This window comes from Cyclobacterium xiamenense, from assembly GCF_009467825.1.
Taxonomy (GTDB): domain Bacteria; phylum Bacteroidota; class Bacteroidia; order Cytophagales; family Cyclobacteriaceae; genus Cyclobacterium; species Cyclobacterium xiamenense.
The window spans coordinates 1-13,752 of the sequence record NZ_WIOK01000043.1 but is presented as its reverse complement, the minus strand read 5'-3'; the positions used below and the strand labels follow the sequence as shown (position 1 = coordinate 13,752).

Genomic DNA, 13,752 nt, shown 5'->3' with positions numbered 1-13,752 from the left:
TATTGGAATGTTTTTGTGTCTTTTTTATGTACCTTTGTGGCCGAAATCGAATAGAAACAATGGTACACGTTTGTCGGAAGGAACATTTTAACGCAGCCCATAAATTATGGAATCCAAAATGGTCCGAAGAGAAAAATAAGGCTGTTTTTGGCCCCTGCGCCAATGAAAACTGGCACGGGCATAATTTTGAATTGATCGTTACCATCAAGGGTAGGCCCGATGCAGATACCGGCTTTGTGGTGGATTTAAAGCAGTTGAGTACGCTGATACGCCGGGAGGTAATTGACAAGGTTGATCATAAAAACCTGAACATGGACGTGCCTTTTATGGCTGGAAAGATGGCCAGTTGCGAAAACCTGGTCATGGAATTTTGGAAAATATTGCAGCCATTGGTGGATGAACTGGTCAAAGAAGGAGGTTTGTACAGGCTTACCCTGTACGAAACGCCGCGTAATTTTGTCGAATATTATGGGGAATAAGCCCTATTGGAACCAATAAATCCCAGTCCGTTGAACTACTATATTATCGCCGGCGAACGTTCCGGAGACCTGCATGCGTCCAATTTGATTCATGCGTTGAAACAAGTAGATTCGGATGCCGAATTCCGGGGCATGGGTGGGGATTATATGGAATCGGCGGGCTGCCTGCTGACGGCCCATTACCGGGAAATGGCCCTGATGGGCTTTGTGGAGGTGGTGCTGCATTTCCGGCGGGTAGTGAAGTACCTGAATAAAATTAAGGCAGACTTGCTGGAACACCGGCCGGATGCCTTGATACTGGTTGATTTTGGTGGATTTAATATGAAGATGGCGGCGTTTGCCAGCGAGCAGGGGATACCTGTTCACTATTACATTGCTCCTAAGGTCTGGGCCTGGAACCAAAACCGGGCGTTGAAGCTAAAAAAGTACGTCGATCACCTGTATTGCATTTTGCCATTTGAGCCCGAATTTTTCAAAAAATTTGATTGGGAGGTGGCCTACGTAGGGAACCCACTTTTGGACGAAAAGAAGAAATTCCAGCCCGACCCCGATTTTTTGCAGAGGCACCAAATCCGCGCCGAAAGACTGGTCGCACTGCTTCCGGGAAGCAGGAAACAGGAGATCCACCAGATGCTGCAAACCATGATTGCCCTAAAATCCGAATTTGACGAAGTAGAATGGGTAGTGGCTGGAGTAAAGAATCTGCCCGCCGACGTGTACGATAAGGCAACTGCCGCCGGAATAAAGGTGATTTTTGACCAAACCTACGATATCCTATACCACGCCCGCGCAGCGGTGGTGACCTCCGGAACGGCGACCTTGGAAACGGCTTTGTTTCGGGTACCTCAAGTGGTCGTATACAAGACCAGCGGCATCTCCTACGCCATTGCCAAACGATTGATTCGGGTGCCATTTATTTCCCTGGTTAATCTGATTGCCGGGGCTGGATTGGTAGAGGAGCTCATTCAAAGGGATTATTCGCCAGGAACCGTAAAGAGGGAATTGGAGGTGTTGCTTCCCGACGGCCCCAAACGGCAGGCCCAATTGCAGGGGTATAAAGCGATGTTGGAGAAGATCGGTACCAAAGCGGCATCCCGGGAGACAGCCGGATTGATTTATCGTTCCCTGTCTGGGTTAGGGGCATCAAGCAAATAATAGTTGCCTACCGATAGGCACTCCTATCGCAAGATTTTCTGATCCATTTTTTTCCGCAACAAAAAAGCCCCCCGAGTAGGCGGGAGGCTTTATGAAAGTCAGTAGACTACCAAGGTATCAGGCGACCTGAAGCTTCTTGAATTTTGATTTTTCAAATTGGGAACTGGCGTACTCCAGGTCGATGACCAGGGTTTGCTCTCCTTCTTCGGAAGGCAATTCGTACATGGCATCCGTGATGATGGCCTCGCAAATGGACCGAAGGCCCCGAGCTCCCAAATTGAATTCCACGGCTTTCTCCACAATAAAATCGATCCCCGATTCCTCAAAGGTGAGGGTTACGTTTTCCATGGCCAGCAACTTGATGTACTGCTTGGTTAACGCATTTTTCGGTTCTGTTAAAATTCGCTTAAGGGTTGCTTTGTCCAGCGGGTCCAGGTGCGTAATGACGGGAAGTCGACCAATCAGTTCCGGGATTAAGCCATACGCTTTTAGGTCCTGCGCGGTCACGTACTGCAACAGGTTGTTACGGTCGATTGCCTCAGCACCGGTCTTTTTGCTAAAGCCGAGCGGCTGGGTATTTAACCTGCCGGCGATATGCCTTCCGATCCCATCAAACGCACCGCCACAGATAAATAAAATGTTTTCGGTGTTGACCGAAATCATTTTTTGGTCCGGATGCTTTCGCCCACCTTGGGGGGGTACGTTTACCACGGTGCCTTCCAGTAATTTCAACATGGCTTGCTGCACGCCTTCTCCGCTGACATCACGGGTTATGGAAGGGTTGTCTGATTTTCTGGCAATTTTATCGAGTTCGTCAATGTAAACAATGCCTCTCTCAGCGGCTTCCACATTGTAATCGGCCGCTTGAAGCAAACGGGTAAGGATGCTTTCCACGTCTTCGCCCACGTAACCAGCTTCGGTAAGTACGGTGGCGTCGGCAATACAGAAAGGCACTTCCAGTGTTTTTGCCAGCGTTTTTGCCAGGTAGGTTTTTCCGGTACCGGTATCGCCCACCATGATGATGTTGGATTTTTCGATTTTTACTTCGTCCTCCTTATCCTCTTTTTGTCCCAATCGTTTGTAATGGTTGTACACGGCAACGGTCAGCACTTTTTTTGCCTCTTGCTGACCGATGACGTATTCGTCCAGGTAAGCGGTCAGTTCTTTTGGCTTCTTTAAATTGAATTTGGGTTTTTTGGACTGTTTTTTGGTTTTATCCTCTTCTCCCAAAATCTGGAATGCCTGTTCGATACAATAATTACAGATATGGGCAGAAATACCGGAGACCATCAGGTCTACGTCTTTTTTATTTCTGCCGCAAAAGGAACACGTTACTTGAGCCATTCAGTTATTCTTTTTCTTTTCGCGTCAATACTTCGTCTATCAAACCGTACTCTTTGGCGGCGGAAGCCCGCATCCAGTAATCCCGGTCCGAGTCTTTTTCAATCTGTTCGATACTTTTACCACTGTGCTGGGCCAGGATTTCGTACAGTTCGTTTCTCAGCTCGAGGATTTGTTTTACGGTGATTTCCATATCTTTGGATTGCCCCTGCATCCCGCCGGATGGCTGGTGGATCATGATCCGGGAATGAGGCAGGGCGGCACGCTTGCCTGCGGCACCTCCGGCCAACAATACGGCGCCCATGGAGGCGGCCAATCCGGTACAGATGGTACCTACTTCGGGGTTGATGTACTGCATGGTATCGTAGATCCCTAGGCCCGCATAGACCGATCCACCCGGACTGTTGATGTAGAGCAATATGTCTTTCTTGGAATCGACCGATTCCAAAAACAGAAGCTGCGCTGTAATGATATTGGCGATGTGCTCGTCTACTCCAGTCCCCAAAAATATGATTCGGTCCATTATCAATCGGGAGAAAACATCGATTTCCCGAAAGTTTGTGGGCCGCTCTTCGATCACCGCCCGGGTCATATTTTCTACGGAATGGGTATATTGGTCAAAGGTATTTCCACTAATTCCCTGGCCTTTGACGGCAAATTTTCTAAATTCTTCTTTATTCATCGTTACCTTTTTTATTGAACGGATACAAAAATAAAAAAAGCCCTTACAAAAGGACTTTTTATGAACAAATAATTTCTGTAATTAGTTTTCGAGAAGTTCTTTAAACTTTTCGACGCCGATTTTCTCTTCTTTGATTTTCGCCTTTTCCCGAACGAAATCAAGTACCTTTTCATTTTGAACGGCGGTGAGCATCTGCATGTAATTTTTTCCCTCATTTCCCTGAAGGTAATTTTCTAAAAACATGTCCATGTTTTCCTCCAATTGAGAACCCATACCGGAGGAGGCCAGTTGCTCTCGGATCATGTCCTTTGTTTTTTCGATCACGTCCTCGTGTTCTGCTTTGATCTCGTTTACCTTGGCGATTTGATTGGATAGCAGGGACCAGGTCAGTTGTTTGGCGTACGCGGGAAATTCTTTTTCCACCTCTTCTTCGCTGAATTTGCCTTCATTGGCACGTACCAACCATTCCTTCAAAAATGATTCGGGAAGGTCCAGTGGATGGGCTTTTATCAAGCTTTCTTTCAGTTGCTCCTCGTTGAAGACTTTGACTTCTTTTTGGTAGTTTTCCGTGAGGATGGTCTTAATCTTCTCCAGAAAAGCTTCCTCGGAATCGACCTGACCGGGGCCAAACACCTTGTCAAACAGTTCCTGGTCCAGGGCTGCCTCTTCGGTTCGGTTGATGTTTTGTACGGTAAAGGTAAAATCCCCCTGTAGTTTTTCCGCTTCTTCCTTTCCGATGTTCAGGACCTCCGCCAGGTCCCCTTTGATGGCCTTGGATGGGTCAAAGCTGATGATATCCCCTTTTTTTACACCGATAAATTTTTTAACAGAACGTCCGTCCATCTCCTTTAGCGGGAGGGAAAGCGTTTCTTCGAAACTGCCGTCCTCTGCTTTAAGATCGCCGTACAAGAAATCGCTTTCGGCGCTTTCCTCCGGATTGGTCATTTTACCGTACTGTTTTTTGATATTATCCAGGGCTTCGTTGACTTCCTTATCCGAAAGTGTGATCGTATAATTTTTGGCTTCGAGTTTTTGGTCCAGGTTAACCGAGATTGTTTCTACAAAGCCAATTTTATAAGCAAACTCGAATTCCTTTTGCTTTTTCCAGTCGATGGATTCGGTTTCGTCCTCTTTTGGCAGGGGATCTCCAAGGATTTCAAATTCCTGCTCCTTTAGGTAGTCGTTGAGGGACTTGGACAAAATTGCATTGATCTCTTCCACCAAAACAGAGGTGCCGTAGAGGTTTTTTACCATACCAAACGGAGCCTTACCGGGCCGAAACCCTTTGATGGTCGCCTTTTTGGCATAGTCTTTTATCTTGGCATCAACTTTTGGTTGATAATCCGCCTCTTCCAATTTTATTTTGACCGAAGCTTCATTGGCTGCATGTTTGTCTAATGTAATTTCCAAGGGATATTTGTTTAATGTTTACCAATAACAAAAACCCTCCATCCTGATGTACCAAAAGGCAGCGTATCAAGATCGAGGGATTTTCAAGGTTGTGCGGATGGAGGGACTCGAACCCCCATGCCTCGCGGCGCTAGATCCTAAGTCTAGTGCGTCTACCAATTTCGCCACATCCGCATGTAAAGGTGACTTTTCTTTGTACGTTTATTACCGTGTGTAATAAGCAGAAGCGTTTGCGCCCCGATAGTTCCGGTATCCTGCCGTTTACCGGTGTACCCGTCGTTTTAAATGTGGATGCAAAGGTAATCATCAATTTTAAAGTTTCAATAAGTTGATCTAAAAAAATTAAAATATTACTTTAAGTTTTGATTCTCTGGACCGGATTAATTTTATAACTTGTATCACATGATCAAAGTTGATGTAGAAGAGGAACGGAAGGAAATTCTCAAACGGTACCGCAAATTACTGCGGGTTGCGAAGCCTTTGTTAAAATCTGGCGATGCCAAATTGATAAAAAAAGCATTTAATGTAGCAAACGAGGCGCACAAGGAGATGCGGAGGAAGTCGGGAGAGCCCTATATTTACCATCCCTTGGAAGTCGCGTTGATTTGTGTGGAAGAGATTGGTCTTGGAACGACCAGCATCATCTCTGCTTTGCTTCACGATGTGGTCGAGGACACCGATCTTGAGTTGGACGATATCGAGCGGGAATTTGGGGTAAAGGTGGCGCAAATCATCGATGGCTTGACCAAGATAGCCGGAGTTTTTGATTACGGCACCTCCCAGCAGGCGGAAAATTTCCGAAAGATGCTCATCACCTTATCGGATGATGTTCGCGTAATTTTGATAAAGTTGGCCGACCGGCTAAACAACATGCGGACCCTGGAATCCATGCCCCGGCACAAGCAGCTCAAAATCGCCTCTGAAACGAAGTTTTTGTACGCGCCCCTGGCCCACCGATTGGGTTTGTATTCCATTAAATCCGAATTGGAGGATCTGCACCTAAAGTTCATGGATAAAGAGGCCTACGAATTCATCATCAAGAAAGTAAAGGACTCTCGCCTGTCCAGAAACAAATTTATCAAGACCTTTATCGCTCCGATAGAAAAGGAATTGCAGGAGCAGGGGTTTACCTTTGTGATCAAGGGGCGACCGAAGTCGGTTTATTCCATCTACAATAAAATGAAGTCCCAAAACATCCCCTTTGAGGAGGTGTTTGATTTGTTCGCCATTCGGATCATCATCGACACGCCCTACGAAAACGAAAAAGCTGACTGCTGGCAGGTTTACTCCACGGTCACCGATTTTTACCGGCCCAATCCGGACCGGCTGCGGGATTGGATAAGTACGCCGAGAGCCAACGGGTACGAGTCCCTGCACACCACGGTGATGAGTCAGACCGGGCAGTGGGTGGAAGTGCAGATTCGAACCCAACGCATGGATGACATAGCTGAGCGGGGCTATGCGGCGCATTGGAAATACAAGGAAAAGGAGAATGCACCGGAAAAGGCTGCGGGCAGCCTTGACGAATGGATTACCCAGGTTCGGACCTTGCTGGAAAACAACGACGGCTCGGCCATCGAATTTATGGATGATTTCCGTGGCAATTTATTTCAGGACGAAGTATTTGTGTTTACTCCGAAAGGGGATCTGAAGGTGCTTCCCTTTGGAGCAACCGCGCTTGATTTTGCTTTCGAAATCCACTCGGAAGTCGGTGCCAAATGCATCGGCGCCAAGGTCAACCAAAAGCTGGTATCTATCGGACACAAACTGAAGAATGGCGATCAGGTAGAAATTCTTACCTCTAATAAACAAAAGCCTACAGAAGATTGGTTGAAGTCGGTGGTGACCTCCCGGGCACGGGCAAAGATCAAAGACGCGCTGAAGGAAGAGAAAAAAGGCTACATGATGGACGGAAAAGAAATCGTCCAACGAAAGCTCAAGCAGATGAAAATCGATTTTTCTTCGGAAATAGTGGAACAGCTCCGGGCATTTTTCGAGACCAAGACCACCTCTGAGTTTTATTACAAAGTTGGCAGGGGGATCATTGACCCGACAGCGATCAAGAGTTTTCGGGATTTTAAGCAAAAGAAGAAATCCAGAAAGAGTCCGCTGCTTCACGTGACGGACGAAAAATCCTTTACCAAGGAGATTAAAAATCTAAAGGGTCCCGACCACGACCAGCTGTTGATTGGGGAGGACATGGACGTGGTGGATTATATTTTGGCTAAATGCTGTAACCCGATCCCGGGAGACGATGTCTTTGGATTTGTGACGGTGAATGAAGGGATTAAGATTCACCGTACGGCTTGTCCGAATGCCCTGGAGCTATTGTCCAATCACGGAAATCGGGTGATTAAAGCCCGATGGACCAGCCAACAGCAGATCGCCTTTTTGGCGGGGTTAAAGATCGTTGGAACCGATCGCGTGGGATTGATTAGCGACCTTACCAAAGTCATTTCGAACGAGTTGAAGGTCAACATGCGCTCCATCACGGTGGACTCGGACAGTGGGATTTTCGAAGGCAGCATCAAGTTGTACGTCCATAGTACAAATCATTTGGAAAAACTCATCGACAACCTTTCCCGTGTACAGGGTGTGCTGAAGGTCTCCCGCTTTGATTAGCGCAGGGAAAGCAGCCTTTTTCAAATAAGAACTGTATATTTGTAAAAAAAAGCGATGTATGGCTTCAACTGAAAGTCCTTACGAAAAGGTAAAAAAAATCTTTACTGCCTACCTGGAAAACAAGAAACTGAGAAAAACACCGGAGCGGTACGCCATTCTGGAGGAAATATATAGCCGTGGAGGCCACTTTGACGTGGAAGGCTTGTATATCAGTATGAAAAATAAGAATTACCGGGTCAGTCGTGCCACCGTCTATAACACCCTGGACTTATTGGTAGAATGCGATCTGGTAACCAAACACCAGTTTGGTAAAAACCTGGCACAATACGAAAAATCGTATGGGTACAAGCAGCACGATCACCTCATCTGTACGGAGTGCCACCAAGTGAAGGAATTTTGTGATCCCCGCATTCAAAACATTCAAAATACCGTAGGAGAAGTCCTTCATTTTAACATCATCCATCACTCCCTATTATTATATGGAAATTGTACGGATGAAAATTGCGAATTCAAAAAAGGAAAACAACCCGAAAAAACCACTACTAAACGCTAATCCATGAAAGCAGAATTTGAGTCCCGGGTGCAGGGCAAAACATTGGTAGTAAAAATTAAAGGAGATTTGATAGGTGACGAGTCGGGTCCGCAGTTGGTTGGCATCGTTTCGGACGGGTTAGAAGAGGGGATCAGGAGCTGTATCGTGGACCTCAGCGCGGTTCGGTACATTAGCTCCAGTGGCATTGGCGTATTGATAACGATTCTTACAAAGGTGCGAAATGCAGACGGAGAGGTGTACCTTACCTCTCCTTCCGAACATGTCAAAAAGCTGTTAATCATCACCAAGCTCAATAATATTTTTACCGTTTACGACTCTTTGGAAGAAGCATTGAGTCAATCCAGTTAGGTCTGAGCGTTTTTTTATTCCGAATAAAATGCACCCGGAAGTTGTAAAATTTTACAATACTGGCAATCTTCACGGCAAATTTTGATACAAGACTTAGATACTTATTTTATAACGATAATGAAAATGGACGTTCTTTTAGGTCTCCAATGGGGTGACGAAGGCAAGGGAAAAGTAGTGGATTACCTGGCACCGGATTATGAAATCGTGGCCCGGTTTCAGGGAGGTCCGAATGCGGGACACACGTTGGAGTTTGATGGTATCAAACATGTGTTGCATCAAATACCCAGCGGAATTTTCAGGCAAAATATCCACAATATTATCGGAAACGGCGTGGTATTGGACCCGGTGGTCTTGAGAAAAGAAATTGAAGCCCTGAAGAAATTCAACATTGACTTTAAGAAGAATCTTGCCATTTCAAAGAAGGCTACGATCATTTTGCCTACCCACAAACTGCTTGATGCTGCGTACGAAAAATCCAAAGGAGACAAAAAAATCGGGTCAACCCTCAAAGGGATTGGGCCTACCTATCAGGACAAAATCGGCAGGATGGCACTGCGGGTAGGCGACATGCTTTCTCCCGATTTTAAGGAAAAATACACCGAATTGGTGCAACGGCACCAGTCCATTCTGGACTATTACCAATTTAGCCTGAAAAATCTTCCTGCCCTCGAGGCCGATTTCTTTGAAGCCGTGGAGTTTTTCAAGTCGCTGCAACTGGTGGAAACCGAGTTTGAGGTAAATGCTGCGCTGAAATCCGGAAAAAGAGTACTGGCAGAAGGAGCACAAGGAGCCCTCCTGGACATAGATTTTGGGAGTTATCCCTTCGTTACCAGTAGCAGTACCATGACGGCTGGTGCCTGTACGGGATTGGGCGTTCCCCCTACGTCCATTGGAGAGGTGTTTGGAATTTTTAAAGCCTATTGTACCCGTGTGGGTAGCGGACCCTTCCCGACGGAGTTGTTTGATGCAGACGGGGAGAAAATGAGAAGGGAAGGCAATGAATTTGGCTCCACAACAGGCAGGGCCCGGCGCTGTGGCTGGCTTGACCTACCTGCATTGAAGTATTCCATCATGATCAATGGGGTCACCCAGCTCTTCATGATGAAAGCGGATGTACTGAATGGTTTTGAGGAAATAAAGGTCTGTACCGGCTACGAACTCCCTGATGGGACCCATACCGATCGACTCATACTTACCGGATCGGATCAGGATGCGAAGCCGGTATACCATCGGCTGAAGGGATGGAATTGCTCCTTGCAGGAGGTGACTACCTACGCTGATTTTCCCGAAGCATTAAGAAATTATGTGGACTATCTGGAAGGCGAACTGGAAGTACCCATTACCATGGTGTCGGTGGGGCCGGACCGGAAAAAAACGATTCTCAAATAATTCGCGCGAATTCAATCAAAAAAGGCTTCTTTTTACCGAATAAAAGAAGCCTTTTTTGATTTGTTTTTTATTTGCCTATCTTAATACCGGATCTTGATTTACCCTGGTTTTGGATGGGTTAACGGAAGGAAGCGTAAAACCTTTTGCTGTCCGGATGGCTTATCAGCATAGAAGGGGTAGGTATAACGAGCCAAAGATCCTTTCTGTGATCCTATCCTATCCGGATTTAAGCATGTTCAAGATAAATGCATTTGTACTCCTGCTCAGTATTGCCCTTCGCTGCGTTCCTGTTTTTGGGCAGCAGGGTTTTCCGTATTGCGAGTCCTTTCAGGGAGAAATAGAGCGACAGCAAACCGTACTGGGGGGTACCGCAAAACTTTTTGACGGGGTATTGCGCCTTACCGAAGCGGTCATGGACCAAAATGGGTACGTGTACATCGACGTTCCTTTTTCCTCCAGGTTTGGCGTAAAAGCGTCTTTTGAATATTTTAGTTACGGCGGAGACGGAGCGGATGGTCTGTCGGTTTTTTTATTCGATGGGTCAACGAATGGATTCTCTCCCGGTGGGTTTGGAGGTTCCCTTGGGTATGCTCCCCGGCAGGGGACAACGGGTCTGTCCCGTGCCTATATGGGGATCGGTTTTGATAGTTTCGGGAATTTTGGAAATACCTCAAGCGGAAAATCGGGAGGGTTTCCGGGGCAGGAGAACCTCCTGCACCCCAACAGCATCGTGGTGCGTGGGCCGGGACAGGGCAGTACCGGGTATCCGTTTATTGCAGGTGTTAAGACCAATGAAGGTGGACAAAATGGTTTGCCTGCCGATCAGCGCTTCCCCATCAGTTCGGGAGGTATTGGCACCCGGCGTGTTACGGATTCGGATGCCCCAGGGTACCGAAAGGTTTTGGTAAAATTGGCACCGCATGAGTCTGGACTTGGGTTTATGCTGGACGTGGAAATGATATTCACGACAGTTCGGGGTAACCCGAGACAGATCAGCCTGCTGGAAAATGTGCGGTATGCCTTTCCCGCTCCCGAGACCCTGAAAATTGGATTTGCCGCGTCCACGGGAGGGCAGACAAACATCCACGAAATACGGAATTTGTTGGTGGAGGTAGCGGATGAAGACCAACTCACTTTTCCAACCACGGAACCTGTGGAGGATTTAATCGTTTGTTTGGGCCAGGAGAATTTCCTGGAGTTACCGGAAGAAAATATCAACTTACCCAATGAAGATTCCCGCATTGCCTGTGTTCGGTTTTTTGCATCGCAGGAAGACATTCCGAACCAGATCTCCGATCCGTGCCTGGTAGGATCTTGCGGGGATACAGGAGGCGTACTCGAACTGCAGGCGGGTACGTTCAGGTACCTGGGGCTGGCTGGTGAGTTTTCGTTCACTCCCAGCGAGGGCTTTACGGGTAGCGAGGTTGAGGCCTATTACACAGTCACGGACAATTACGGCAAAACATCGGAGGGGAGTTTGGTCAATTTGGAGGTATATACGGCCCCCGAGCCCATCACCCTCATGGTGAACGATTTGCCCCTGCAACGGCTGGAAGCTTGTCCGGACGAAGAGATCATTCTGAGCGTTTATTCGGTAGAGCCATTGATTGCTTTCGAGTGGTTTTTGGATGGTGCACCGCTCCCGGGGGAAACGAGTCCCGAACTCGTTGTCACGAACCCAGGGCGCTATTCCGGAAGGGTGACCTCTTTTCAAGGATGCCGGTTGCTAACCGACACCACGGAGGTTTTTTTTCCGGAATTTCCGGATTTGGAAATCGAACCGACGGTAATTATTTGCAACCCAGAGGTATTCCCCGATATGCGCCAATACATTGTGGATTACGATGGGGAAGCCTACGATTACCAAATGGAATCCGAACAGGGTGAGATTTTTGAAAACGATTCCATTACAGGTATCGCTACCGAAGGCGTCTTTCTTTTACGGGTAAAACCCAAGGAACTCGATTGCTGGTCGAACCCGGTTACCTTCCGGGTGGTGGTGCCTGACGAGCCGCTAGAAGCTGCCTTTGATTATGTATTAAACGCTACAGGTCTCAAAGAAGAAGCGCCGGATGGAATCCTTGCGGATGACCGAATTCGGTTTTTAGATCAATCGGCGGGTCTCCCGAGAAGCTGGGAGTGGGATTTCGGGGATGGAACGGTAAGCAATCAGCGTTCCCCTGCACATGTTTTTGGGGAGAAGGGGGATTTTTTGGTGACGCTGACCGTCGGGACAGGTCCCGATTGTGAGAGCACGTATCAAATGACGATAACTATCCGGAGAACTTACCGGGTGATGTTTCCTACCGGTTTCACACCGACCCGATCCGAGGATCGGTTTTTTATACCTAAAATGAAAGGTATAGCATCCATGGATCTAAAGGTATTTAGCCCCTGGGGAGAATTTTTGTTTCAAACCACAGACATGAATGGAGATGGATGGGATGGCACACTGAATGGTGAGCCATTGCCTCCCGGAACCTACGCTTACCGGGCGGATTTTGAAACCACCAGAGGGGAAAAGGTATCCCGATCTGGTAAATTCCTGTTAATCAGATGAGGAAAGCATTTAGAGGATCGGTAATTTTGTTTATCATGCTGGGCTTCCAGCAGCTGTTTGCACAGGACATGCAATTTTCGCAATTTTATGCGGCTCCTATTTACCTGAATCCGGCATTTACAGGAAGCACCGAATGGACGCGGGTGGGCATGAATTACCGGAATCAATGGCCAGGGTTGGACCATAGTTTTAATACGTTTTCGGCTTACTTTGATCACTTTATTGATCACCGCAACAGTGGGATCGGCGTTATTGCAAACGGCACCCGGGATACTTTCGCTCAATTGCAAAACATCGATGTTGGCCTGAGCTATTCGTATCGGGTACGGCTGGGTGAAGAGCGGTTCTTGCATGCGGGTTTTCAGGCCAGCTTTGTAAACAGAAATGTGAACGTAGAGAGTATTGTCCTAGGCACGCAGTTGGATATAGACCGGGGGATTGTGGTAGGAGAGGGGGTTAACTGGGTAACGGATGTCAGTCAGCGAAGTCATGAGGATATCAATGCGGGACTGTACTATTACGACGACAAGTTTTGGCTGGGAGTTGCGGCCCACCATTTGACGCGGCCCTACACATCGTTTTTGCAAATGGAGGAAAACAGGCTTCCGATTCGGTATTCCGTCCATGGGGGAGTTACGTTAGACGTGTTCAGTAACGCAATAGGCGATGTCATAAACAACACCCTGCAGGAACGAACCCTTTCCCTGGCGTTTAATTACAGGCGACAGGGCGTGTTCGATCAATTGGATCTTGGGGCGGAATTGTTTTACGCACCGGTGATTCTCGGATTTTGGTACAGGGGGTTGCCTACCAAACATGCGTTGCCAAATAACGAAGCGTTGATTGCCCTGATGGGGTTTTCTTTGCCGAATGACCTACAGGTAGGGTACAGTTATGATTTCACCATTTCCAGGCTTGGGTGGAGGAATTCCGGGGGTGCGCATGAGGTATCGGTGAGGTATACTTTTCGGAATTACAAGTTGGGGAAAAAGCACGACCGGGCTATTCCGGGCTTCAAGTATTAGCTGTTTGTGCCAGGTAGATTTTTCTATAAAATTTACCGGCTGATTTCCAGCTACATTGAACTTTTTCCAAATCTTTTCGTGTTAACTCTATTGCCTACCAAAAAAAAGCGTTCATCTTTGTGATCCCAAACGGGGGGAAACGGAATGAGTTAGCGAATGCATCCGGAGGTCGTTGAAAAAAGATTAAA

11 protein-coding genes and 1 tRNA gene are annotated in these 13,752 nt (G+C 47.3%); 8 read left to right on the top strand and 4 right to left on the bottom strand.

The window, feature by feature from the left end; genetic code table 11:
- Positions 1-59 precede the first annotated feature (59 nt).
- On the top strand, positions 60-479 hold the full coding sequence (locus GCU44_RS21190; protein ID WP_154859402.1) for a 6-pyruvoyl trahydropterin synthase family protein: 420 nt from the start codon (positions 60-62) through the stop codon (positions 477-479).
- A gap of 30 nt (positions 480-509) precedes the next feature.
- A complete protein-coding gene (gene lpxB / locus GCU44_RS21185; protein ID WP_154859400.1) occupies positions 510-1,634 on the top strand; it encodes a lipid-A-disaccharide synthase in 1,125 nt (374 codons plus the stop codon).
- 117 nt (positions 1,635-1,751) lie between these two features.
- Here lpxB and clpX read toward each other — a convergent pair whose 3' ends face one another.
- The 4 genes from clpX to GCU44_RS21165 all read right to left on the bottom strand — a co-directional run bounded on the left by clpX (position 1,752) and on the right by GCU44_RS21165 (position 5,241).
- Positions 1,752-2,978 (bottom strand): ATP-dependent Clp protease ATP-binding subunit ClpX, encoded by a 1,227-nt coding sequence (clpX, locus tag GCU44_RS21180; RefSeq protein WP_092178613.1) that lies wholly within the window; start codon positions 2,976-2,978, stop codon positions 1,752-1,754.
- 4 nt (positions 2,979-2,982) lie between these two features.
- On the bottom strand, positions 2,983-3,657 hold the full coding sequence (locus GCU44_RS21175) for a ClpP family protease (protein WP_092178614.1): 675 nt from the start codon (positions 3,655-3,657) through the stop codon (positions 2,983-2,985).
- 81 nt (positions 3,658-3,738) lie between these two features.
- On the bottom strand, positions 3,739-5,067 hold the full coding sequence (gene tig / locus GCU44_RS21170) for a trigger factor (protein WP_154859399.1): 1,329 nt from the start codon (positions 5,065-5,067) through the stop codon (positions 3,739-3,741).
- Positions 5,068-5,159: 92 nt separating this feature from the next.
- Positions 5,160-5,241, bottom strand: a tRNA-Leu gene (locus tag GCU44_RS21165).
- Positions 5,242-5,469: 228 nt separating this feature from the next.
- On the opposite strand from GCU44_RS21165, the gene GCU44_RS21160 reads away from it, so the two are divergent.
- From GCU44_RS21160 to GCU44_RS21135, 6 genes are all read left to right on the top strand, one after another.
- On the top strand, positions 5,470-7,689 hold the full coding sequence (locus GCU44_RS21160) for a RelA/SpoT family protein (protein ID WP_092178616.1): 2,220 nt from the start codon (positions 5,470-5,472) through the stop codon (positions 7,687-7,689).
- A 58-nt stretch (positions 7,690-7,747) separates the two neighbouring features.
- Positions 7,748-8,242: a Fur family transcriptional regulator gene (locus GCU44_RS21155; protein ID WP_092178617.1), complete on the top strand. Its 495-nt coding sequence runs from the start codon at positions 7,748-7,750 to the stop codon at positions 8,240-8,242.
- A 3-nt stretch (positions 8,243-8,245) separates the two neighbouring features.
- Positions 8,246-8,590: an STAS domain-containing protein gene (locus tag GCU44_RS21150; RefSeq protein WP_092178618.1), complete on the top strand. Its 345-nt coding sequence runs from the start codon at positions 8,246-8,248 to the stop codon at positions 8,588-8,590.
- A gap of 117 nt (positions 8,591-8,707) precedes the next feature.
- Complete coding sequence (locus GCU44_RS21145; protein ID WP_154859397.1) at positions 8,708-9,979, top strand: adenylosuccinate synthase; 1,272 nt, start codon at positions 8,708-8,710, stop codon at positions 9,977-9,979.
- A gap of 154 nt (positions 9,980-10,133) precedes the next feature.
- The gene (locus tag GCU44_RS21140) at positions 10,134-12,539 is read left to right on the top strand and encodes a PKD domain-containing protein (RefSeq protein ID WP_154859395.1); all 2,406 of its coding nucleotides are present in this window, start codon (positions 10,134-10,136) and stop codon (positions 12,537-12,539) included.
- Positions 12,536-13,564, top strand: coding sequence for a PorP/SprF family type IX secretion system membrane protein (locus GCU44_RS21135; protein WP_154859393.1), 1,029 nt, complete (start codon positions 12,536-12,538; stop codon positions 13,562-13,564). Before GCU44_RS21140 ends, GCU44_RS21135 begins: the two co-directional genes overlap by 4 nt.
- Positions 13,565-13,752: the final 188 nt, after the last annotated feature.

What these genes read in the sequence shown, in the direction of transcription:
- GCU44_RS21190 (WP_154859402.1), top strand. Translation starts at nt 60, where the DNA reads ATGGTACACGTTTGTCGGAAGGAACATTTTAACGCAGCCCATAAATTA.
- clpX (WP_092178613.1), bottom strand. Translation starts at nt 2,978, where the DNA reads ATGGCTCAAGTAACGTGTTCCTTTTGCGGCAGAAATAAAAAAGACGTA.
- GCU44_RS21175 (WP_092178614.1), bottom strand. Translation starts at nt 3,657, where the DNA reads ATGAATAAAGAAGAATTTAGAAAATTTGCCGTCAAAGGCCAGGGAATT.
- GCU44_RS21160 (WP_092178616.1), top strand. Translation starts at nt 5,470, where the DNA reads ATGATCAAAGTTGATGTAGAAGAGGAACGGAAGGAAATTCTCAAACGG.
- GCU44_RS21155 (WP_092178617.1), top strand. Translation starts at nt 7,748, where the DNA reads ATGGCTTCAACTGAAAGTCCTTACGAAAAGGTAAAAAAAATCTTTACT.
- GCU44_RS21150 (WP_092178618.1), top strand. Translation starts at nt 8,246, where the DNA reads ATGAAAGCAGAATTTGAGTCCCGGGTGCAGGGCAAAACATTGGTAGTA.
- GCU44_RS21145 (WP_154859397.1), top strand. Translation starts at nt 8,708, where the DNA reads ATGAAAATGGACGTTCTTTTAGGTCTCCAATGGGGTGACGAAGGCAAG.
- GCU44_RS21140 (WP_154859395.1), top strand. Translation starts at nt 10,134, where the DNA reads ATGGCTTATCAGCATAGAAGGGGTAGGTATAACGAGCCAAAGATCCTT.
- GCU44_RS21135 (WP_154859393.1), top strand. Translation starts at nt 12,536, where the DNA reads ATGAGGAAAGCATTTAGAGGATCGGTAATTTTGTTTATCATGCTGGGC.